The sequence below is a fragment of the Streptomyces sp. NPDC093225 genome (assembly GCF_044753805.1).
Lineage (GTDB): Bacteria > Actinomycetota > Actinomycetes > Streptomycetales > Streptomycetaceae > Streptomyces.
On record NZ_JBIVNX010000003.1, the window covers coordinates 108,406 to 130,256 of the forward strand.

Here is a 21,851-nt window from a genome sequence, read left to right on the forward strand (position 1 = left end):
GCCGTCAGGCTGGTCGGGGCCGCTGAGAGCCCTCTTGCCCTTGTCTGTGAATCTCCTGAGAAAACGGGCCGGGCCTTGCGCGGACGGACCGGTTCCAAGGTCAAATCTTGGATCCCTTCGCCCTCGGGTGTGGACACCGGGCGCGCCGCCCGCCGATCGTGTTCGACATGAGCATCCAGCCTCTTCCGGCCTTCGAACCGCCCTATCTGATGACCGTGTTCACGTCCGTGCGCACCGAGAACCCCGACGGCTACGGGGAGACGTCGGTCCGTATGAACGAGCTGGTCAAGGACATCCCCGGCTACCTCGGCCACGAGAACGCGCACACCCCCGGCGGCCTCAGCATCACGGTCGCGTACTTCCGCGACGAGGAGTCGCTGCGGGTCTGGCGCACCAACATGGAGCACCAGGAGGCCCAGAAGAGGGGCCGCACCGACTGGTACGAGAGCTACACGCTCCACGTCGGCCGGGTCGAGCGGAGCCACGGCTTTGTGCGCGGAGCCTGAGGGGCCCGAGGGGGCTCCCGGCACGGCGGTGGCAGCGGGCACGGACCCGGTCGCGACCGCCGCCACCGCCGCGGCCGTGCGGCGCCTGTGCGACCGGCTCGGGATCCCGGGGCCGATCGACGTGCACACCCACTTCATGCCCGAGCGCGTGCTCGCCAAGGTCTGGGACTACTTCGACGCGGTCGGCCCGCTGACCGGTGTCGAGTGGCCCATCGCCTACCGCCACGAGGAGGCCGAACGCGTCGCGCTGCTGCGGCGGTTCGGAGTACGGGCCTTCACCTCGATGGTCTACCCGCACAAGCCGGCCATGGCCGCCTGGCTGAACTCCTGGGCCGCGGACTTCGCCGCCCGCACCCCCGACTGCCTGCACACCGCGACCTTCTTCCCGGAGGAGGGGGCCGACCGGTACGTCCGCCGGGCCCTGGAGGCCGGCGCCCGCGTCTTCAAGGCCCACGTCCAGGTCGGCGGGTACGACCCGAACGACCCGCTGCTGGACCCGGTGTGGGGGCTGCTCGCCGAAGCGGGCACGCCGATCGTGGTCCACTGCGGCTCGGGGCCCGCCCCCGGCAAGCACACCGGCCCGGAGCCGGTCGCCCGCCTGCTCGCCCGGCATCCGCGGCTGCCCCTGGTCGTCGCGCACATGGGCCTGCCCGAGTACGAGGAGTTCCTCGCGCTCGCCGAGACGCACCCGGCGGTGCGCCTGGACACCACGATGGCCTTCACCGACTTCGCCGACCGGCTGGGCGGCGACTTCCCGCCCGGGGCACTGGCCCGGCTGGCGGACCTCGGCGACCGCGTCCTGCTCGGTACCGACTTCCCGAACATCCCGTACCCGTACGAGCACCAGCTCGCGGCCCTGGAACGACTCGGCCTCGGCGACCCCTGGCTGCGCGCGGTCTGCCACGACAACGCGGCCCGGCTCTTCGGGCTCGACTGACTTCAGAACAACCCCGGCTGCTCCTGCCCCGCCGCCGGGTCCGGACCGACGGGGGCAATCGGCACGGAGGTGCCCGCGGTCTCCCCGGGAGCGGTGAGCACCCATCCGCACAGCAGCCGGGTGTCCACCACCAGCCCGTCCGCGAGGTGCAGGTCGGGCCCGGCGGCCGCCACCAGCCGCCCGGCCACCGTCCCGCCGTCCACCAGCTCCGCCACCACCCCCGTCGGGCGCGGGAGCCCGGCGAGCCCGAAGACCTCCGCGTGGTCGGCCACCACGCAGGGCAGGGGTTCCAGCGTCTCGGTCCACCCGGGCACCCCGAGGGCCCGGGCGTGCAGCCCGGCGAGCTCCGCCCGCCGCTCCGCGACCGGCGGCAGGACGGCCCGTACCGCCCGCTTGCGCGCGTACGGGATCCGGTCCGGCACCCCGAGGGCGGCGCGCAGCACCTCCTCGGTGCGCCGGGCCGCCATGAGCGGACCGCGCCCGAGCCAGCTGTGGGCGACCGCGCCCTGTTCCAGCAGCCGGGCCGGGCCGCGCTCCTCGGCGGTGATCCCGACCTTGGTCAGGCCGGGCCCGAACCAGGCCAGGTAGACCCGGTACGGGCGGGGGTCGGCCGCGTTGGTGTCGGCGGCCACCGAGAAGGAGCGGTCCAGCCGGGCGCACTCGGGGCACTGGTCCCGGCCCGCGCGGGCCGGCACCTCCCGCCCGCCCGGGCAGGGCGTCCACCGCCCGGCCCGGCGGACTCCCACGCAGCGGCGGGCGCCGCGGGCCGCGAAGGCGAGCGGCCGGCCGTACGCCAGCGGGCTCTCGCGGGTCCGTCGCGTCCCGTCGGTCTGCTCGGACCCGACCGCGTACCAGGTCAGGGCGGGCCCGGCGGGCCGCCAGCGGAGTCCGGTGCAGCACCACACGGCCGAACTGTCTCCTACGATCGAGGGATGGATCGGAAAGCCGAACTCGGAGCCTTCCTGCGGTCCCGGCGGGCCCGGCTGAGCCCCGAGGAGGCCGGACTGCCCAGGTTCGGCGGCCGCCGGCGCGTACCCGGCCTGCGCCGCGAGGAGCTCGCCCGGCTGGCGGGGGTGAGCACCGACTACTACGTGCGCCTGGAGCAGGGCCGCGCCGACAACGTATCGGACGAGGTGGTGGCCGCCGTGTCGGCCGCGCTCCGGCTCGACGGGCCCGAGCGCGCCCATCTGCACCGCCTCGTGCGCGGCGCACCCGCCCGGCCCGCCGGCTCCGGCGGACCGGCCGCCCCGCAGACGGTGCGGCCCGGGCTGCGGCGCCTGCTGGAGTCGATGCCCGGCACCCCGGCCTGCGTCCTGGGGCGGCGTACCGACATCCTCGCGTGGAACCCGCTCTACGCGGCGCTGTTCACGGACCTCGACGCGCTGCCCGCGGAGCGGCGCAACAAGCTCTGGCTGCTGTTCACGCACCCGCAGTGGCGGGACCGGTTCGCCGACCCGGAGGCCAAGGCCGCCTGCCTGACCTCGTTCTTCCGCCTGGAGCGCGGCCGGCACCCGGACGACCCCGGGTACGACGACCTGGTCGCCGAGCTGTCGGCGCAGAGCCCGCGGTTCCGGGCCCTGTGGGCCGAGCACGAGGTGTGCGACAGCACGCACGGCAGCTGGACGCTGCGCCACCCGGCGGTCGGCGAGGTCACGCTCGCGTACGAGACCCTGCGGCTGCCGGACGACCCGGACCAACTGCTGATCACGTACACGACCGAGCCGGCCTCCCCGTCGGAGTCCGCCCTCAGGGCGCTGGCGGGACCGCTGCCGGTCGACGCGTAGAGCGGGACACCGGGGACGGTCCCCTCACGGCTGGAGCGGCCGCTCGAAGAACGTCTCCAGCGAGACCGTGGCCTGCGTGCCGCTGACGCCCTCGATCGCGTACAGCCGCCGCAGCACGTCCTGGAGCTGTTCGGTGGTGCGCGTGCGCACCTTGACCAGCACCGAGGCCGCTCCCGCGATGACGTGCGCCTCCTGGATCTCGGGGATGGCCGCGAAGGCCTCCGCCGAATCCCCCATCCACGCGGAGGACTCGACCATCACGAAGGCGAGCACCCCCTGGCCGAGCGCCGCCGGGTCCACGTCCACCGTCGTACGGCGGATCACCCCGCGGTCGCGCAGCTTGCGGACCCGCTCGTGCGCGGCGCCCGCCGACAGGCCGACCGCCTTGCCGAGGGCCGCGTAGGCCTGGGTCGCGTCGCGCTGGAGCAGCGCGATCAGTTCCCGGTCGATCTCGTCCACGGCACTCCGTCCCCTCTGTCTCTCCTCCGGCGATCCCTTGCCAAGACCGTATCCCATCCTGCAATCTCCCTACTGAACCGAACGAGATTCAGAACTCCTCACAGGAGCAGGATGATGTCTGGTATTGCCGACCTTTCCCTGTACGAGATCCTGGACGACCGCTTCCGCACCGGACGGTGCGCCAACGGGGACATGCGGCTGGAGCGGCTGCACGACGACTGCCGCTGGGCCGAGGGGCCGCTGTACCTGCCCGCCTGGCGGCAGCTGATCTGGAGCGACATCCCGAACGACCGGATCCTGCGCTGGGACGAGGCCACCGGCACGATCGGCACCTTCCGCTCCCCGGCCGGCCACAGCAACGGCAACACCCTCGACCGCGAGGGCCGGCTGATCACCTGCGAGCAGGGCGGGCGGCGCGTCACCCGCACCGAACCCGACGGCTCCCGCACGGTCGTCGCGGACCGCTTCGAGGGCCGCCGCCTCAACAGCCCCAACGACGCGGTGGTGCGCTCGGACGGGTCCGTCTGGTTCTCGGACCCCGACTTCGGCATCACGAGCGACTACGAGGGCCACCGGGCGCCGGCGGAGATCGACGGGTGCCACGTCTACCGGGCAGACCCGGCCACCGGCGAAGTCCGTCTGGTGGCCGACGGGTTCGCCGGACCGAACGGGCTGGTGTTCTCCCCGGACGAGTCCCGCCTCTACGTGTCGGACACCCGGCTGAACCAGATCCGGGTCTTCGAGGTCCGCCCCGGCGGCACGCTCTCCGACGGCAAGGTCTTCGCCGAGGCCCCCGCCGACGGCCGGGCCCGCTTCGACAACATCCGCTTCGACGACGAGGGGCGCCTGTGGGTGGCCGCGATGGAGGACGGCGTCCACTGCTACGACCCCGACGGCACCCTGATCGGCCGCCTCCGCGTCCCCGAGCCGGTCTCGAACATCGCCTTCGGCGGCCCCAGGAACAACCGCCTCTTCATCACGGCGACGACGAGCCTCTACTCGCTCGTCCTCTCGGTCACCGGCCTCCCCCGCGTCCACCGCCCCGCCGCCTGACCACCACCCGATCGGAGGAGTGCACCGGGCCGCACGACGAAGAAGGCCCCGGACTTTCGTCCGGGGCCTTCTGGCTGTGCACTCGGCAGGATTCGAACCTGCAACCTTCTGATCCGTAGTCAGATGCTCTATCCGTTAAGCTACGAGTGCTTGGGCTTCCCGGGGTTTTTCGCCCCGTTGGCCTTGCGAGAACAACAATACATGGACCTCGCCGGGACGCGAAATCCGTTAACCAAACCGCCCCTGACCTGCGAAAACGTCGCAGATTGGGTGGTTGGCGCCCGCGCGGCGCGGGGCGCACGGGGGCGTTCAAGGCGCGAAGACGGCACGGGCAGGGCGCCCGGGCGGGCGGCTCCGGAGAGTGAGCGCCCGGAGGGTGGGCGACAGGGCACCGCGGTGACGCGTGCGGCCCGGCAGGTTTCCGTACGTCGGCCCGCGGGCCGGTCGTCGAGGGGGCGCGCGATCCGGTCGCAGGACCTCGCCCGCCCTCACAGGCACCGCGCGAACGACTGAGGCCCCGGTCCTGTGGGGACCGGGGCCTCAGTGCAGTGCGGAGGCGGAGGGATTTGAACCCTCGATGGGCTTTAAGACCCAAACCGCATTAGCAGTGCGGCGCCATAGACCGGACTAGGCGACGCCTCCAGCTCACCCTCGCGTACGGGGGTGCGTGCAGATGATGACACAGCTCACTGCCTGGTCACCAATCCACCCCCACGGTACAAGGAGCGGGCCGTGCAGGGCAAAGCCTTAGCGGGCGGGGGCCGGAGGAGCTCGAGCGTCCCTCCGGCGGGCGGACCCGGCGCGCCCACCGGAGTGGGTGGAGCCCGCCGCGCGCAACGTCGGTCGCGCCGGCTCGTTGGGGAGACGTACGACCGCCTGCCTCCGGGAGACGCCATGCTGCGCCGCCTCGCCCTCGCCGCCGTCAGCTCCGCCCTCGTCGCCGCACCCCTGGCGGCCCCGGCCCTCGCCGCACCGGCGCTCGCCGCGGCGCCCGGGCTCGCCGCCGGACCGCTGCCGCCGCTGCCCTCGCTCGGACTGCTGGACCCCGACCCCGAGCCCGAGCCCGCGGACGAACCCGACCGGCTCACGGTGACGGTGGCGGAGACGGGGAGCTCGTACCAGGGCTCGTACACGCTGGAGTGCCGTCCGGCGGGCGGGACCCACCCGCAGGCGGCACGCGCGTGCGACCGGCTCGACCGGCTCGCGGCCGACGGCAAGGACCCGTTCGCGCCGGTCTCCAAGCGCCAGATGTGCACGATGGTCGACGGCGGCCGGGCCACCGCCGACGTCTCCGGCACCTGGCGCGGCCGGCACGTCGACGCCCACTTCAACCGGAAGAACGGCTGCGAGATCAGCCGGTGGGTAGATTTGGAACCTGTGCTTCCGAGCGCAGCGCCCCGTTCCCGCGCCTGACCAGGCACGGCGTCCCCACCGGCCCCCGATCCGGTGAGAGCTCCCCCTCATCCACCGCCGCCGGCCGGGGTGAAGCCCTTAGACTCCTCCCGAGCCATGCCAGTAGTCAGGGAGGAAGCGTCCACGTGAGCAGCAGGCCATCCCGAGGCGCTGCTCGCCTCGCAGCCATACTCGACGCCCTTCCGGACGCGCTGCTGCTCGTCAACGCGAACGGCACCGTCGTCAACGCCAACTCCATCGCGCTCGGCGTCTTCGAGTCCCCCGGCACCGGGCTGGTCGGCCGCGGTCTGCTGTCCCTGCTGCCGGAGTTCGACCCCCAGCTCATCCCCGGCTCCATGCGCCGCCCCGGCGACGCGGAGCCGAGCCGTACCGAACCCAAGCGGATGACCGCGCGCCGTACGGACGGAACCGAGTTCCCGGTCGGCGTCACCAGCGCCAGCCTGGAGGACGGCCGCGACGCGTACGCCGACCAGCACCGCTACACCGGCGACGAACTGCTCATGCTGGTCGTACGGGACCTTTCGGGCACCGTGGACACCGAGGCGGAGCTGGCCCGTTCGCAGCGCCAGACCGAGATGATCCTGCGCGCGGCGGCCGAGGGCGTCGTCGGCACGGACACCGACGGCCGCGTCGTCCTGGTCAACCCGGCGGCCGCCCAGATCCTCGGCTACCGGGCCACCGAGCTCGGCAACCGCGAACTGCACTCACTGGCCGTCCACTCGCGCGCCGACGGCTCGCCGTTCCCGTACGAGGAGTCCCCGCTCGCCGACACCCTGCGCTCCGGGCGCAAGCACCGGGTGCGCGGACAGGTGCTGTGGAACAAGGCCGGGCTGCCCGTGCCCGTCGACCTGACGACCTCGCCGGTCCGGGACGGCGACCAGCTCGTCGGCGCCGTGATGACCTTCACCGACCGCCGCCCGTACGACGCCCTCGCCGCGCGGCACGCCCAACTGCTGGCCGTCCTCGGGGACTCGCTGCGCGGCCCGCTGGAGGAGCTGCGCGAGGAGCTCGGCACCCTGGCGGCGGACGACGCGGGACAGCTGTGGCCGGAGGCCAACCAGCTGCTGCACCACCTGGCGGCCGGCTACTCCCGGATGACCAAGCTCGTCGACAACGTGCTGGGCTACCAGCGGCTCGACGCCGGCACCGAAAGGCTCGCCAAGGAGAAGGTGCTGCTCGACGGGGTCGTCTCGGCCGGTGTCGACGGCGCGGTCGAGCTGATCGGTCCCGGCCGGGCCCAGTTCGCGGTGCACGCCCCGACGATCGAGGCCGAGGTCGACCCGGCGCGGCTGGCGACGGCCCTCGCCCACCTCATCGCCGACGTGGCCGGCGTGGACGCCACCGGCAAGGCCCCGGTGGCCGCCGGCGGCTACCTGGACTCCACCGTGGTCGTGGCCGCCGCCCAGCGCGGTGACGTCGTACGGATCGAGGTGCGCGGCCCGTACGAGGGCGGCGACCCGGTCCACGAGCCGATCGTGCGGGGCATCGTCACCGCGCACGGGGGCGTGCTGCAGACCGTCGAGGTGCCGGGGGCGCCGGGCGGCGCGTACGTGCTGGAGGTGCCGCTGGGCGCCGGGGCCGGCATGGTGACCCTGCCCGAGCCCGACCCGGAGCCCGAGCCCGAGCCGGAGCCCGGTCCCGAGCCGGACCCCGAGCCCGCCGGGGACTCCGCGGCCGGTTCCGCTTCCGGGTCCGGACCGCAGGCCGCGGCGGGTGACGCGGCCCCGCGCGGGCGTCGGGCCCGACGTGGTGTGGACGCCTTCCTGGAGGACGAGGCCGCGGCCCCCGAGCCGAACTGGGGCGCCCTCGCGCTGCCGTCCGGGCGCCGGCGCGCCCCCGCCGCCGAACCCGCCGTACCCGGCGGGCCGGTGGCTGTCGGGATGCCGGACGGACCGGCCGCGCCGCGGGTGCCCGCGGTGCCGGCGGTGCCCGCCGCCCAGTCCGGGCCCGCGGAGTTGGCGCAGTCCCCGGTGAATCCGGCCGGACTCGCGACCGGGCGCCGGCGCGGACGGCCGGGCGACGAGCCCGAGGCCCCGCAGCTGCTGGCGCTGCCGACCGCGGGACCGGTTCCTGTTCCTGTTCCGGTTCCTGTTCCGGTTCCTGTTCCTGTTCCTGTTCCGGTTCCGCCGGCGGGAGGCGGCCGACGACGGGCCCTCGCACTGTCCCCCGCCGAGGGGCAGCCCGAGCCCGAGGACGCTCCGCGCGGGCGTCGGCGGGCGCTGCCCGCGCCGGGCGCCGATGCCGGGCCGGGCGGCGTGACCGGGCCCGTGCCGCTGCCGGGTGCTCCGGTGCCCTTGCCCGGCGGACCCGTAGCCATGCCCGGCGGACCCGTGGCCATGCCCGGTGGGGCCGTGCCGCCGTCGGGTGGGCCGATCGCCATGTCCGGTGCGCCCGTGCCTCCGGCCGGCGGACCGGTGCCCGTGCCCGGTGCGCCGGTGCCGGTACCCCCGGTTCCGCCGATGCCCACGGTGCCGCCCGTCGTGGGAGGTCCCGTACCGGCCGCCGGTGGTGCGGGTTTCGCGCTGCCCGGGGCTCCCGTGCCGCCGGGCGGCCCCGTCCCGGCCCCGGGTGACACCGGCGGCGCCGGGGTCCCCGTACCGTCCGGGCCGACCGGCGCGGGGCCCGGCGGTGTCGACGCCCCGCAGGCCCCCGCCGGCCTCGCCCCCGCGCGGCCGCGGGGCGCGGCCGACCACGACGCCCCCGGTGCGCAGGGCCCGGACGGCGCCGGTGCCGGTACGCCCGCCGCGGGCACCGCGGTCGGGAACGCCGACCCGGGTGCGCCCGGTGCCGAACCCGCCGGCCTGATGGCGATGCCCGTGCCCGTGCCCGCCGCCGCCGGATCCGGATCCGGCCGGCGCGGCCGCCGCGCCCTCGGCACTCCGGACCCGGAGACCCACGGCACCGCCCTCGCCGAGGACGAGCACACGCCGCCGCAGCCGCATCCGCTGCCCGCCTCCGGCGGCCGCCGGCGCGCGTTGCCGGCCACCCCGGCCTGGCCCGTGCCGGGCGCCCGTACCGCTCCCGAGGACGCGGACCCGGCCGGCCCCGTACCCCTGCCAGCCGCCCGCCAGCCGCAGGACAACCCGGCCGGGCCGATCAGCGTCCGGACCCTGGGCCAGGGCGTGGCGCTGACCTCCGCCCAGCAGGAGGCCCTCGCGCAGCAGCCGGGCACCCCGCAGGCCGGGGAGCCCGCGTCCGGCGCGGCGGAGAGCGGCTCCGGCCGCCGGCGCCGGCTGGCCGAACAGCCCGAAGCCGGCCGCGCCTTCGCCATAGGAGCACCCGCGGACGACGCCGCCGAGGGCCCCGAGCCGCTCGACGGCCCCGGCGGAGCGGTCGAGATCGTCAACCGGCCCGTCCCGCAGCCGGTCGACGACGAGCTGCCGCCCGAGCCCCTGGACAACCCGCGCCGGCTGCTCGTGTGGCCCGCGCCCGACGTGCAGACCCAGCAGGCGCTGAGCGAGCGCGGCTACCGGCCGGTGATCGTGCACTCCCGCGAGGAGGTGGACGCGCAGATCGCCGCCTTCCCGGCCGCGCTGTTCGTCGACCCGCTGACCGGGCCGATCACCCGGACCGCCCTGCAGTCTCTGCGCCAGGCCGCGGTGGCCGCCGAGGTGCCGGTCCTGGTGACCGCCGGCCTCGGGACGGCCACGCGCGAGGCGGCGTACGGCGCGGACCCGGCCGTGCTGCTCAAGGCGCTCGCGCCCCGCGACAGCGAGCAGCACCCGCCGCGGGTCCTCCTCATCGAGGAGCACGAGGCCATCGCCGGCGCCCTGACCGCCGCCCTGGAGCGGCGCGGGATGCAGGTGGCGCGGGCGGGCGGCGACTCGGACGCGGTGCAGCTGGCCACGCAGATGCGGCCGAACCTGGTGGTCATGGACCTCGTGCAGGTGCGCCGCCGGCGCGCCGGCATCGTGGACTGGCTGCGCGCGAACGGGCAGCTCAACCGCACCCCGCTGGTCGTCTACACCTCCACCGGCATCGACAAGGCCGAGGAGGAGCTGGCGCGGCTCGCCTCGGGCGAGACCGTCCTGTTCCTCGCGGAACGCTCGACGACCACCGAGGTGCAGGGCCGCATCGTGGACCTGCTGGCGAAGATCGGCACCAATTAGCCACTCTGGCTGCCATGCGCAGAACAGAGGAGCGGGACACGACGGACCGGCGCCCGGCGGGTACGGGCCCGGAGCAGGAGCGGCCCACCACCGTGCCCGCCGACGACGGCGAGGTGACGCTGCTGATCGCGCGGCAGGTGGAGCCGGGCTGGGAAGCGCCGTTCGAGGAGTGGGCGCGCGGGATCCTGGAGACCGCCGCCCGCTTCGACGGACACCTGGGCTACGGGCTGTTCCGGCCCGCCGCCGAGGGCTCGCCCTGGTTCCTCGTGCACCGGTTCGCCGACCACGCGGCGTTCGAGCGCTGGCAGGTCTCGCCGGAGCGGGCACAGTGGTTCGCGAACTGCCGGGGCCACCACCACACGGAGATAGCCCGGCGCGAACTGACCGGCATGGAGACCTGGTTCGCCAAGCCGGGCACCACCCGGCCCGCGCCGCCGCGCTGGAAGATGGCGATCAGCTCCGGGCTGGCCATCTTCCCCATCTCGCTGGCCGGCAACGCGCTGCTCGGCCCGGTCCTGGTGGACCTGCACGTCGTGCTGCGCACGGCGGTGTTCGCCGCCGTGTTCAGCACCCTCATGACCTACGTGGCGATGCCGGCGGTGAGCCGGCTGCTGCGGACCTGGCTCACGCCGGGGCCGTGAAGCCGGGACCGTAGGGCCAAGGGCTGCGGCCGGGGCCGGGGCCGTGGAGCCGGCCCGCGCCGGGGCCGTGGAGCCGGCCCCGGCGCGGCCCACCGGCTCAGGCCAGCTTCGTGACCTCCAGCTCGCCGTCCGCGTACTGCCTGCGGATCACCTTCTTGTCGAACTTGCCGACGCTGGTCTTGGGCACGGCGGGGACCAGGGCCCAGCGCTCGGGCAGCTGCCACTTGGCCACCGACAGCCCGAGGAACTCGCGCAGCGCCGCGTAGTCCGCCGTCGCGCCCTCCTTGAGGACGACGGTGGCCAGCGGCCGCTCGCCCCACTTGTCGTCGGGGACGGCCACCACGGCCGCCTCGGCGACCTCGGGGTGGGCCATCAGGGCGTTCTCCAGCTCGACGCTGGAGATCCACTCGCCGCCCGACTTGATGACGTCCTTGGCCCGGTCGGTCAGCGTCAGGAAGCCGTCGGCGCTGATCACGCCCACGTCGCCGGTCTTCAGCCAGCCGTCCGCACTGAACTTGTCCTCGGGGCGCAGCGGCTCGCCGTCGGCGCCGCCGTAGTAGGCGCCCGCGATCCAGGTGCCGCGCACCTCCAGCTCGCCCGCGGACTCGCCGTCCCAGGGCAGTTCGTCGCCGCCGGGACCTATCAGCCGCCCCTCGACGCCGGCCGGGAAGCGGCCCTGCGTGATCCGGTACGGCCACTCCTCCTCGCCGCTGAGACCGTGCGGCGGGTGGGCCATCGTGCCGAGCGGGGAGGTCTCCGTCATGCCCCAGGCGTGGCAGACCCGGACGCCGAGCTTGTCGTACGCCTCCATGAGGGAGGGGGGACAGGCCGAGCCGCCGATGGTCACGTTCTTCATGCAGGAGATGTCACGGGGGCGGGCGGCGAGCTCGGCGAGCAGGCCCTGCCAGATGGTGGGGACGGCCGCGGCGTGCGTCGGGCGCTCGGCCACGATCATCTCGGCGAGCGGGCCGGGCTGCAGGAAGCGGTCGGGCATCAGCATGTTGATGCCGGTCATGAAGGTGGCGTGCGGCAGGCCCCAGGCGTTCACGTGGAACTGCGGAACCACGACGAGGGTGGTGTCCGCGTCGGTCAGGCCCATCGACTCGGTCATGTTGACCTGCATCGAGTGCAGGTAGATCGAGCGGTGGGAGTAGACGACGCCCTTGGGGTCGCCGGTGGTGCCGGAGGTGTAGCACATGGCCGCGGCCTGGCGTTCGTCCAGCTCGGGCCAGGCGTAGCCGGTGGCACGGCCGGCCAGCAGCTCCTCGTAGTCGTGGACCCGTACGTCCAGCCCGTCGAGGGCGGAGCGGTCACCGGGGCCCGAGACGACCACGTGCTCGACCGTCGGCAGGTGCGGCAGCAGGGGGGCGAGCAGCGGCAGCAGGGAGCCGTTGGCGATGACGACCCGGTCGGCGGCGTGGTTGACGATGAAGACCAGCTGCTCGACGGGCAGGCGCAGGTTGAGCGTGTGCAGGATCGAGCCCATGCTCGGGATCGCGAAGTACGCCTCCACGTGCTCCGCGTTGTTCCACATGAGCGTGGCGACGCGGTCGTCGGGGCGGACGCCGAGCTCGTCGCGCAGCGCGTGGGCGAGCTGTGCGGCCCGGTCGCCGACCTCGGCGAAGGTCCTGCGGTGCGGCTCCGCCTCACCTGTCCAGGTGGTGACGGTCGACGTGGCGTGGACCTTGCGGCCATGCTCCAGGATGCGCGAGACGAGCAGAGGGACATCCTGCATGGTGCTGTACACCGGAAACCTCCCGAGGGTTGGTGTCGTCCGGCGATTCTCGCTACGTACCACGCGGTATGTCACTACCCGGGAGTACAAAGGGCGGCCGGAAACGGTGCACACATCGGGGGAAAGGCGCCTGACCTGCACGGATTCGAGCCAGGTGCTACCCACGGTAGCTCCGCGGCCGCATGTTTCACGTGAAACGTGCGCGCACCACAGGGGCGGGTCAGCGGACGGGTACGAGTTCCGGGTCCTCGCGCAGCTTGCCCAGCGCCCGCGAGACCGCGCTCTTGACCGTGCCGACGGAGACCCCGAGCAGCTCGGCGGTCTGCGCCTCGCTGAGGTCTTCGTAGTAGCGCAGCACGACCATCGCCCGCTGCCGGTCCGGCAGTCGGGTCACCGCCCGCCACATCGCGTCGCGCAGGGCCTGCGCCTCGGCGGGGTCGGCGGCGGGGAAGGCCTCGGGCTCGGGCAGCTCGTCGCAGGCGAACTCGTCGACCTTCCGCTTGCGCCACTGCGAGGTGCGGGTGTTGACCAGCGCCCGGCGGACGTAGCCGTCGAGGGCGCGGTGGTCCTCGATGCGGTCCCAGGCCAGGTACGTCTTGGCGAGCGCGGTCTGCAGCAGGTCCTCGGCGTCACAGGGGTTCGCGGTGAGCGAGCGCGCGGTCCGCATGAGGACCGAGCCCCTGGTCCGTACGTATGACGAGAACGACGGGTACGAGGCATTCGAGGCGGTCGGGCAGACGAGGGTGGTCATGGCTACACGCTAGGAGCGGGGGGTGCCCCGGGGGATCGGCCCGAAGTGCCGAAGCGGGGTCCGTCTCAGGTTGTAGGAAGGGGGTTTCCCCCACCTCCTGAAGTCGGAGGAGGTGGGGGAAACCCTCTGCCTTCGGCTAGTCGTCCGCGGCGAGGACCAGGCCGGACGTGGGCACGCCGGTACCCGCGGTGACCAGGGTCCGGGCCGCTCCGGGGACCTGGTTCACGGCGGTGCCGCGCAGCTGGCGGACCGCTTCGGCGATGCCGTTCATGCCGTGCAGGTACGCCTCCCCGAGCTGGCCGCCGTGGGTGTTGAGGGGGAGGGCGTCCGCGGCCACGTACGCCGCCGCCTCGCCCGGACCGCAGAAGCCGAACGCCTCCAGCTGCATCAGCACGAATGGCGTGAAGTGGTCGTAGAGGATCGCCACGTCGATGTCGGCCGGGCCCGACCCGCTGGTCCGCCACAGCTGGCGCGCGACCACGTCCATCTCGGGCAGGCCGGCCAGGCCGTCGCGGTAGAAGCTCGTCATCCCCTCCTGCATGCGGCCCGCGCCCTGCGCCGCCGCGCTGATCACGGCGGGGGGCCGGCGCAGGTCCCGGGCCCGCTCGACCGAGGTGACCACCAGCGCCTGGCCGCCGTCGGTCTCCTGGCAGCAGTCCAGCAGCCGCAGCGGTTCCACGATCCAGCGCGAGGCGGCGTGGTCGGCGAGGGTGATGGGCTTGCCGTGGAACCAGGCCGCCGGATTGGTGGCCGCGTACCGCCGGCCGGTGACGGCGACGTGGCCGAAGGCCTCGGGGGTGAGCCCGTACGTGTGGAGGTAGCGCTGCGCGGCCATGGCCACCCACGAGGCCGGGGTGAGCAGCCCCCACGGCAGGGACCAGCCGAGCGCCGCCCCCTCCGCGGAGGCCTCGCGGTGCTGGACGCCGGACCCGAAGCGGCGCCCGGAGCGCTCGTTGAAGGCGCGGTAGCAGACCACCACCTCGGCGACGCCGGTCGCGACGGCGAGGGCGGCCTGCTGGACGGTGGCGCAGGCCGCGCCGCCGCCGTAGTGGATGCGGGAGAAGAAGGACAGCTCTCCCATGCCGGCCGCCTGGGCGACGGTGATCTCGGGGCTGGTGTCCATGGTGAACGTGACCATGCCGTCGACGTCGGCGGCGGTCAGCCCGGCGTCGTCGAGGGCCGCGCGGACGGCCTCGACGGCCAGTTTCAGCTCGGAGCGGCCCGAGTCCTTGGAGAACTCGGTGGCGCCGATGCCGGCGATGGCGGCCCGGCCGCCGAGGGAGTCGCGGGTGCGCGCGCTCATGCCGGCACCTCCGCGGTGACGGTGCCGTCCACCGGGTCGTACGCGGCCGGGAGCTCCGCGGTGACGGTGCCGGTCACGTGGTGGCCGAGGCCGTTGGCACCCACGACGCGGATCTCGACCTCCGCCTCCCGGACGGCGGTGACGGTCCCGGTCAGGGTCATCGTGTCGCCCGGGTAGTTGGGGGCGCCGAGCCTGATCGCGACCTTGCGCAGGACGGCGCGGGGGCCGAGGTGGTCGGTGACGTAGCGGCCGACCAGGCCGTTGGTGGTCAGGATGTTCATGAAGACGTCCGGGGAGCCCTTCTCCCGGGCCAGCTCCGCGTCGTGGTGCACGTCCTGGTAGTCGCGGGAGGCGATCGCGCCCGCCACGATCAGCGTGCGGGTCACCGGGATCTCCAGCGGCGGCAGGGTGTCGCCGACGTTCATGCGTGTTCCTCCTCGTGGTCCCCGTCGGTCGCCAGCAGCCCGCCCAGTTCGGCCAGGAGCTCGGGACCGCAGCCCAGGTGGGCGTCCAGCTGTCGGCCCCACAGGAAGTGCCGGTGCACGGGGTGGTCGAGGTCGGCGCCCGTGCCGCCGTGCAGGTGTTGGCCGGTGTGCACCACCCGTTTGCCCGCCTCGGAGGCCCACCAGGCGGCGGTGAGGGCGTGCTCGGCGGCCGGCAGGCCCTCGTCCGTGCGCCAGGCCGCCTCGTACGCGGTGACCCGGATCGCCTCCGTGTCCATGTACGCGTCCGCGGCCTTCAGCTGGACGCCCTGGTTCATGGAGAGCGGGCGGCCGAACTGCTCGCGGGCGCAGGTGTACTCCACCGCCCGCGCCAGCGACCCGGCGCAGACCCCCGCCTGCAGTCCCGCGAACGCGGTCCGGGCGAGGGCGAGCACGTCCGCGTACGCCGCCGGACCCGCCGCGTCGGACCCCACGCGCTCGGCCGGGGTGTCGTCCAGCAGCAGGCGCCCGGCCGCCCAGGGCGCGGTCGTCTCCACCGGAGCCACCTCCGCGTCGGCCGTCCGTACGAGCCAGAGCGCACGGTCCGCGTCGGGCACCAGGACGTGGGTGGCGTCGCGCAGCCAGGGCACGGCGGGCAGCACGCCCGTGAGCCGGCCGCCCGGGCTGCGCACGGCGCCCCCGCGGGCCGGGAACGCGCCGGTCGCCACGGCCGTACCGGCCCGCAGGGCGGGCAGCAGCCGGGCGCGCTGGTCGGCGCTGCCGTGCCGGGCCAGGGCGAGGATCCCGTACACGGCGGTGGCGGCGAGCGGCACCTGGGCGGTGGTGCGGCCCTGCTCCTCGAGCAGCAGGACGAGACCGAGCAGCCCGACCTCCTCTACGGCGCCGGGCAGTCCGGCGGCGCACAGGGCCTTCCACAGCTCGGCGTCGGTGCCGGTGCCGGCGGCCGCCAGCCGGTCGTGGGTGGCGAGGTCGCCGAAGATCTGCGCGGCGAGCCCGGCGGCGGCGCCCTGTTCCTCGGTGGGGGTGAAGTCCATCAGCCCTCGCTCCCTCGGAAGACGGGCAGTTCGAGCTCCTCGTCGACGCGCAGGAACTCCAGCCGGACGGGCATCCCGATGCGCACCTTGTCGTACGGGACCCCGGTGATGTTGGTGATCATCCGGACGCCTTCGGCGAGTTCGACGAGGGCGACGGCGTACGGCGGGTCGAAGGCCGGGAACGGCGGATGGTGCATCACCACGTACGAGAACACCGTGCCGGCGCCCTCGGCCTCGACCGTGTCCCAGTCGGGTGAGCCGCAGGCGTTGCAGCCGGGGAGCCAGGGGAAGCGGAGCGTGTCGCAGCCGGTGCAGCGCTGGATCAGCAGCCGGTGCTCGCGCACCCCGTCCCAGAAACCCTGGTTGTCACGGTTGACGACGGGGCGGGGGCGGCGGGGCGCGGGCTCCGCGGGCCGGGGCGGCGCCGGTCGGGCGGCGGGGGCGTACTTGAGGATCCGGAAGCGGTGGGTGCCGGCCAGCCGCCCGCCCGCGCGGACGTCCATGCGGGTGGTCACGAAGTGGCCGGTGCCGAGCCTGGTGGTCTTGCGCGGCGAGACGGACTCGATGACGGCGTCGAAGGTGACCTCGTCCCCCGGGCGCAGCGGGTGCAGGTACTCCTGCTCGCTGTCGGTGGCCACCACGGAACGGAAGCCGGCGCCGTCCAGCAGGTCGAACAACTCCTCGTAGGCGGCGGAGCGGTCGCCGTGGCCCGACAGCCCGCCCATCGTCCAGGCCTGGAGCATGGTGGGCGGGGCAATCGCGGCGGGGCCGGTGTAGGCGGGGTTCGCGTCGCCCATCGCCTCGCACCAGTGGCGGATCATGGTGGGGTTCACGGGGTCCTTGCCCCGACCCGCGGTGGCGGCCGGGCGGCCCTCGAACTCCCTGAGCAGGGGGTACAGGTCCTGCTCCGGGTCTTCCCGGGGCTGCTCCAACACTGCCCGGAGCTGCTCCCGGTCCTCCCGGGGCTGCTCCCGGTCCCTCCCCGCGTGCCCCTCCTGGCCCCTCACCTCGCCGGCGCTCACCGCTTCCTCCCTTTCATGCCGAGCCGCATCATGGCGACGATCTCGCGCTGGACCTCGCTCACCCCGCCGCCGAAGGTGTTGATCTGGGCGGCCCGGTTCATCCGCTCCAACTCGCCGTCGCCGACCGCCCCGGGCGACCCGGCCCGGATCAGCGCGGCCTCCCCGACGACCTCCTGGCACATCCGGTACACCTCGACGGTGGACTCCGTGCCCAGGAACTTCACCCCGCTCGCGTCACCCGGCGCGAGGGTGCCGGCCCCGACGTCCTGCACCAGGCGCCAGTTGAGCAGCCGGACCGCGGCCAGCCGCGCGTGCGCCTCCGCCAGCCGGGCCCGCACCCAGGGCCGGTCGGCGGGGCGCTCACCGGTGACCGCGTCGCAGGTGCGGGCGTGCGCGAGGGCGGCGGCGTAGAAGTCCTCGGCCTGCATGCCGATGGCGGCGAGGGCGACCCGCTCGTGGTTGAGCTGGTTGGTGATCAGGCCCCAGCCCTGGTTCTCGGCACCGACGAGGTTCCCGGCCGGCACGCGGATGCCGTCGTAGTACGTCGCCGTGGTGGTGAGGCCGCCGACGGTCCCGATCGGCGTCCAGGAGAACCCGGGGGCGTCGGTCGGGACGAGGACGATGGATATGCCCTTGTGCTTGGGGGCGTCGGGGTCGGTGCGGCAGGCCAGCCAGATCCAGTCCGCGTTCTGGGCGTTCGAGGTGAAGACCTTCTGCCCGTCGATCAGCCACGCGTCGCCCTCCCGGACCGCGCGCGTGCGCAGGGCGGCGAGGTCGGTGCCGGCCCCGGGCTCGCTGTAGCCGATGGCGAAGACGAGCTCGCCGCGCAGGATGCGGGGGAGGAAGGAGGCCTTCTGCTCCTCGGTGCCGTACTTCATGAGGGTCGGGCCGACGGTGTTGAGCGTGACCATGGAGACCGGTGCGCCGGCGCGGTAGGCCTCGTCGAAGAACACGAACTGCTCGTCGGGACCGCGACCCTGGCCGCCGTACTCCACGGGCCAGCCGAGGCCGAGCAGGCCGTCGGCGCCGATGCGGCGCAGGAGCGCGCGCTGGCGCTCCGGGGCGTCCGGGTCGTCGGGCGGCGGCGGGCCGTCCGGCATCAGGGCGCGGAAGTACGCGCGCAGTTCGGCGCGCAGGGTCAGCTGCTGCTCGGTCGGGGCGAGGTGCACGGCGGGCGGCCTCCCGGACGTACCTACGGCGTACCAGTCAGTTTCTGACTGTCCGTCAGATACGGTGGGGCTGTCAAGGAGTAGGGGGCCGCAGGACCGGGACGTGCCTGCGGGACCGGACCCCAGCCAGTCCGGTCCCGCAGGTGCTCAGGGGTCGTGGCGTCAGAGCCACCGGGGTGGAAGTCGATCGCCACGTTGCCGTTCGACCGCTGAACGGCGGTGTACGCAGACCCGTTCACCCGGGCCGTGCGGTTCCGGCGGAAGCGCACGTGCGGGGCTCTGAACGGCAGTCGGAACCGAGGAGCCCCGGCGCTCCGCTAGGCGGTCAGGTCGTACGCGTGCGCGGGCCACGACCCGCCCGGGGTCAGGAACGACGGTCCCGACGCGGCCCGGCGCGGGGCGGGCGACGAACCGTGCGCCTCGGCACGGATCCGCTGCTTGAGGGTGGGGGGCAGCGCGCCGGAACCGGACCGCCGCCACTGCCGCGGCACCCGGACCGCACCGCCCGGCACGGCCGTACTGGCGGTCGCCGCCGACGTACGGGCCGTCGCCGCCGACGTACGGGCGACCGGCGCGGCCGTACGGGCGACCGGAGCCGCGGCCTCGGACGCCCCGGCCGCGGCACCCCGGCGGCGGAAGGCGCCGAAGAACGCGGCGAGGGCGGCGAACAGGGCGGTCCAGAATGACGGAAGGGCGCGGCTGCTGGTCATGACGGGCTCCTCGAGTCCTCAAGTCGGACGGGCGGATCTGCATACATTCGTCATGATGTGTCCGCAAGCCGAAAGCCGACCCCCGCCGCCCCGATCTTCCGACAAACACCACCCGCCCGGACCAGTGCGAGAGGCGACCGCCCCGGCGCCGAGGCGCCTTCCGGGCCCCGCACCGGGACCCACCGGGGTCGCGCGCCGGGCCCCACCGGGGTCGCGTACCGCGTCCCGCGCTACTCCGCCGCGGGCCGGGGCTCCCACCCCTGCGCCCGCAGCACGGCGGCCACGTCCGGCGCCCGGTAGCGGTCCCCCTTGAGGACCTTGCCGTCGGCGCGCAGCGTCGGCCGCCCGTCGGGCCCGAGCTTGGACATGTTGGCCCGGTGGACCTCGGCGAGCACCGCCTCCAGGTCGATGCCGTGGACGAGGGCGGTGCCGAAGGCCACGTACACGACGTCCGCCAGCTCGTGCGCGAACTCCACGAGCCCGCCCTCCGCGGCGGCCTCCGCCAGTTCCCCGACCTCCTCCTCGATCAGGTCCTGCCGGTGCCGGGCCAGCTTCGCGGAGACCTCCGCCGGCCGGTCCCGCGCTTCGAGGCCGCAGGCCTCGTGGAACTCTCGGACGAGGTCGGACACGGACATCACTGCGAACTCCCGGGGGTCGGCGTACGAAAGGGGACACCCCGATCGCCGGGCGCCCCTCAGACGGGCGCGCCCCACGTTAGGTCAGAAGCCTTTTCCACGACTCGACTTGCCGCCGCGCTTCGGCCACCCGACGGCCCGGGGAGTGCCACAGTTGAGCGGTTGATCCCCGCCGGGAGGACGGACCATGCGGACACGACACGACGCCGGGGAGGCGCCCCGGGACCAGGGCGAGCCCCCCTCGTCCCGCCAGATCATCTGGAGCACGCTGCGCGTGATCGGCTCGATCACCGCGCTCGGGGCCGCGTACTTCCTGATGCCGCTGGACCACTTCGCCGCGTCCTCCTGCGTGATCGTCCTCTTCGTCGGCCTGGCGGTGTTCGTCGCCCTGGTCGCCCTCCAGCTGCGCTCGATCCTCCGCGCTTCCCACCCGGGGCTGCGGGCCGCCGAGGCGCTGTCCATCAGCACCCCGTTCTTCCTGCTGCTGTTCGCGGCCACCTACGTCACGCTGGCCGCCCAGTCGTCGGCGAGTTTCGGGGGACACCTCTCCCACACCGACAGCCTGTACTTCACCGTCACCGTGTTCTCCACGGTCGGATTCGGCGACATCACGGCGAAGTCCGACGCGGCGCGGCTCGTGGTCACGGTGCAGATGCTCGCCGACCTGATCGTCCTCGGCCTGGCCCTGAAGATCTTCGTGGGCGCCGTCCGACGGAGCCGGGAGCGCAGGAGCACCGGAGCCGGGGACCCGGCCGGGGAGACGGCCACCGACCCGCGGTGAACGCAGAAGGGGCGCCCACACGTTGGGCACCCCTTCTGATCAGGCACTTCGATGACCTGTGGCGGTGGGTGTGGGATTTGAACCCACGGTGACTCGCGCCACGACGGTTTTCAAGAGCGCCCCGGTCGGAGCGCCCCATCATGCCTGACCTGCGACGGAGTCCGTTCCAAGCCTGGGAAGCCGATGCCTGGCCCACAGATGGCCCATGGCACCTCTAGATGGGGAACGCGATGCCACACAGTTCATCCAGTCACACCCAAGCGCAAACTGCATCAGATCAGCCCTCGGTGGGGGGTACGTAGAGACCAGCCGCAGCCCCCAGTTGCCGCACATCAACAGTGGGCTGCAAGGGCGATGGCTTCCAGCCTGTAGCTTCCTGGATGAATCCGCCCTTATTGGCACGCCGACTATTCCAACTAAGGTCCAGAACAGGCAAACGGAGCCAGTTCAGAGGTTCGCCCGTTTCAGCGTTCACCGGATGCGTATAGTAGGACAAGAAATGGTTCGATTCCACCCGATCAGGCGACACACCTTCCAGCACGCCAGGAAAATTAATCAAATCACGAGCATGAGGGGCACCCTCGAAAACTCCGATAATCTCAGGCCGGGTGACATACCACGCGATATGAACCTCGCCTGGGCGAAACAAATCGGGCCATCGCTTATGGGAAGAGTCCGCGCAGCCCATAACCCACATCTTCCAAAGTGCCTGAGCGTTGACCTCCTCAGGGAGGTAATCGTCCGTGATCGTCGACCCGTCAGGTTCCGCGTAGAAGACCAGTTCCTCCGTGAATTCATAACCGTTCTGGCGGTAGCTGAAGTTCCATTTCGTGCCAGCCGAATACGGCTGCACGCTTTTACTTCTAGCCATCAAGAGCTCTGGTGGCAACTTAGGCGCACTCGGCCCTTGATTCTCGTGACGCCCAGCTTGTGGCCTATCCTGGTCGCCGGAAGGCGTCGATTCAATGGACTTCGCCGAAGACGGCCTTAGAGTAGCGATGTCAGTCCAGCGCGCACGCCACGACGCGAGTGACTCATCCCTGTAATCGGGCGGCTGGCAAGGGCTCCCATACTCATCCCAGGACATTAGGGTTCGCACGAGCCAAATTAACTTATCGAGCCCTACATATTTCCCGTTAAATGCCGCACTTTGCGTAGAGGGCGGCAGTGACGCCTGTGCGCCGTAGATCTCACTAGCGCGCCTTTCAATCGCAGCATAGGACTTGTTGCCCCGCTCCGCCCGAAGCCGCTTCAGACCTGACGCCTGAGCAGCCAGGCCTTCTCGATACGACCGCGCTTCACTCGCAGCCACCCCCTCCTCCATGCCCCAAGCCCTCCCGAATGCCCTCGACACGGCTGGGAGCCT

The 21,851-nt window shown here is 73.4% G+C and carries 20 protein-coding genes and 2 tRNA genes; 8 read left to right on the plus strand and 14 right to left on the minus strand.

Annotation, left to right across the window (positions count from 1 at the left end; translation table 11 throughout):
* Positions 1–167 precede the first annotated feature (167 nt).
* On the plus strand, positions 168–506 hold the full coding sequence (locus ACIQCH_RS04545) for an antibiotic biosynthesis monooxygenase family protein (protein ID WP_402577848.1): 339 nt from the start codon (positions 168–170) through the stop codon (positions 504–506).
* A gap of 28 nt (positions 507–534) precedes the next feature.
* The gene (locus ACIQCH_RS04550; RefSeq protein ID WP_402577850.1) at positions 535–1,443 is read left to right on the plus strand and encodes an amidohydrolase family protein; all 909 of its coding nucleotides are present in this window, start codon (positions 535–537) and stop codon (positions 1,441–1,443) included.
* Between the two features lie 2 nt (positions 1,444–1,445).
* Here ACIQCH_RS04550 and ACIQCH_RS04555 read toward each other — a convergent pair whose 3' ends face one another.
* On the minus strand, positions 1,446–2,348 hold the full coding sequence (locus ACIQCH_RS04555) for a DUF2797 domain-containing protein (RefSeq protein WP_402577852.1): 903 nt from the start codon (positions 2,346–2,348) through the stop codon (positions 1,446–1,448).
* A 27-nt stretch (positions 2,349–2,375) separates the two neighbouring features.
* On the opposite strand from ACIQCH_RS04555, the gene ACIQCH_RS04560 reads away from it, so the two are divergent.
* A complete protein-coding gene (locus ACIQCH_RS04560; protein WP_402577854.1) occupies positions 2,376–3,227 on the plus strand; it encodes a helix-turn-helix transcriptional regulator in 852 nt (283 codons plus the stop codon).
* A gap of 24 nt (positions 3,228–3,251) precedes the next feature.
* Here ACIQCH_RS04560 and ACIQCH_RS04565 read toward each other — a convergent pair whose 3' ends face one another.
* Entirely contained in the window at positions 3,252–3,686 is a 435-nt protein-coding gene (locus ACIQCH_RS04565) for an Lrp/AsnC family transcriptional regulator (protein ID WP_402577856.1), read from the minus strand.
* Positions 3,687–3,800: 114 nt separating this feature from the next.
* On the opposite strand from ACIQCH_RS04565, the gene ACIQCH_RS04570 reads away from it, so the two are divergent.
* A complete protein-coding gene (locus tag ACIQCH_RS04570) occupies positions 3,801–4,739 on the plus strand; it encodes an SMP-30/gluconolactonase/LRE family protein (protein ID WP_402577858.1) in 939 nt (312 codons plus the stop codon).
* A gap of 77 nt (positions 4,740–4,816) precedes the next feature.
* On the opposite strand, the gene ACIQCH_RS04575 is transcribed toward ACIQCH_RS04570, so the two are convergent.
* Positions 4,817–4,889 (minus strand) — tRNA-Arg (locus ACIQCH_RS04575).
* 401 nt (positions 4,890–5,290) lie between these two features.
* Positions 5,291–5,381, minus strand: a tRNA-Ser gene (locus ACIQCH_RS04580).
* Positions 5,382–5,633: 252 nt separating this feature from the next.
* Between ACIQCH_RS04580 and ACIQCH_RS04585 the strand changes: the two genes are divergently transcribed.
* The 3 genes from ACIQCH_RS04585 to ACIQCH_RS04595 all read left to right on the plus strand — a co-directional run bounded on the left by ACIQCH_RS04585 (position 5,634) and on the right by ACIQCH_RS04595 (position 10,902).
* Positions 5,634–6,152 (plus strand): SSI family serine proteinase inhibitor, encoded by a 519-nt coding sequence (locus ACIQCH_RS04585; RefSeq protein ID WP_402577860.1) that lies wholly within the window; start codon positions 5,634–5,636, stop codon positions 6,150–6,152.
* Positions 6,153–6,277: 125 nt separating this feature from the next.
* Positions 6,278–10,261 carry a PAS domain-containing protein gene (locus ACIQCH_RS04590; RefSeq protein ID WP_402577862.1) on the plus strand — a complete coding sequence of 1,328 codons (3,984 nt, stop codon included), beginning with the start codon at positions 6,278–6,280 and terminating at the stop codon, positions 10,259–10,261.
* 14 nt (positions 10,262–10,275) lie between these two features.
* Positions 10,276–10,902, plus strand: coding sequence for an antibiotic biosynthesis monooxygenase (locus ACIQCH_RS04595; protein WP_402577864.1), 627 nt, complete (start codon positions 10,276–10,278; stop codon positions 10,900–10,902).
* A gap of 97 nt (positions 10,903–10,999) precedes the next feature.
* On the opposite strand, the gene ACIQCH_RS04600 is transcribed toward ACIQCH_RS04595, so the two are convergent.
* From ACIQCH_RS04600 to ACIQCH_RS04640, 9 genes are all read right to left on the minus strand, one after another.
* Positions 11,000–12,649, minus strand: a complete 1,650-nt coding sequence (locus ACIQCH_RS04600) for a long-chain fatty acid--CoA ligase (protein WP_402577866.1) — start codon at positions 12,647–12,649, stop codon at positions 11,000–11,002.
* A gap of 208 nt (positions 12,650–12,857) precedes the next feature.
* On the minus strand, positions 12,858–13,388 hold the full coding sequence (locus ACIQCH_RS04605; RefSeq protein WP_402577868.1) for a SigE family RNA polymerase sigma factor: 531 nt from the start codon (positions 13,386–13,388) through the stop codon (positions 12,858–12,860).
* 136 nt (positions 13,389–13,524) lie between these two features.
* Positions 13,525–14,691, minus strand: coding sequence for a lipid-transfer protein (locus ACIQCH_RS04610; protein ID WP_402577870.1), 1,167 nt, complete (start codon positions 14,689–14,691; stop codon positions 13,525–13,527).
* Positions 14,688–15,116, minus strand: coding sequence for a MaoC family dehydratase (locus ACIQCH_RS04615; protein ID WP_402577872.1), 429 nt, complete (start codon positions 15,114–15,116; stop codon positions 14,688–14,690). Before ACIQCH_RS04615 ends, ACIQCH_RS04610 begins: the two co-directional genes overlap by 4 nt.
* Complete coding sequence (locus ACIQCH_RS04620; RefSeq protein ID WP_402577874.1) at positions 15,113–16,168, minus strand: acyl-CoA dehydrogenase family protein; 1,056 nt, start codon at positions 16,166–16,168, stop codon at positions 15,113–15,115. Before ACIQCH_RS04620 ends, ACIQCH_RS04615 begins: the two co-directional genes overlap by 4 nt.
* Positions 16,168–17,100 (minus strand): bifunctional MaoC family dehydratase N-terminal/OB-fold nucleic acid binding domain-containing protein, encoded by a 933-nt coding sequence (locus ACIQCH_RS04625; RefSeq protein WP_402578281.1) that lies wholly within the window; start codon positions 17,098–17,100, stop codon positions 16,168–16,170. The genes ACIQCH_RS04620 and ACIQCH_RS04625 overlap by 1 nt, the downstream gene beginning before the upstream one ends.
* An 86-nt stretch (positions 17,101–17,186) precedes the next feature.
* Positions 17,187–18,359 (minus strand): acyl-CoA dehydrogenase family protein, encoded by a 1,173-nt coding sequence (locus ACIQCH_RS04630; RefSeq protein WP_402577876.1) that lies wholly within the window; start codon positions 18,357–18,359, stop codon positions 17,187–17,189.
* Positions 18,360–18,676: 317 nt separating this feature from the next.
* Positions 18,677–19,069 carry a DUF6344 domain-containing protein gene (locus ACIQCH_RS04635; RefSeq protein WP_402577878.1) on the minus strand — a complete coding sequence of 131 codons (393 nt, stop codon included), beginning with the start codon at positions 19,067–19,069 and terminating at the stop codon, positions 18,677–18,679.
* 230 nt (positions 19,070–19,299) lie between these two features.
* Positions 19,300–19,704 (minus strand): MazG nucleotide pyrophosphohydrolase domain-containing protein, encoded by a 405-nt coding sequence (locus tag ACIQCH_RS04640; protein WP_402577880.1) that lies wholly within the window; start codon positions 19,702–19,704, stop codon positions 19,300–19,302.
* 187 nt (positions 19,705–19,891) lie between these two features.
* Between ACIQCH_RS04640 and ACIQCH_RS04645 the strand changes: the two genes are divergently transcribed.
* Positions 19,892–20,485, plus strand: a complete 594-nt coding sequence (locus ACIQCH_RS04645) for a potassium channel family protein (RefSeq protein ID WP_402577882.1) — start codon at positions 19,892–19,894, stop codon at positions 20,483–20,485.
* A gap of 277 nt (positions 20,486–20,762) precedes the next feature.
* Here ACIQCH_RS04645 and ACIQCH_RS04650 read toward each other — a convergent pair whose 3' ends face one another.
* Positions 20,763–21,338 (minus strand): hypothetical protein, encoded by a 576-nt coding sequence (locus ACIQCH_RS04650; RefSeq protein ID WP_402577884.1) that lies wholly within the window; start codon positions 21,336–21,338, stop codon positions 20,763–20,765.
* Positions 21,339–21,851: the final 513 nt, after the last annotated feature.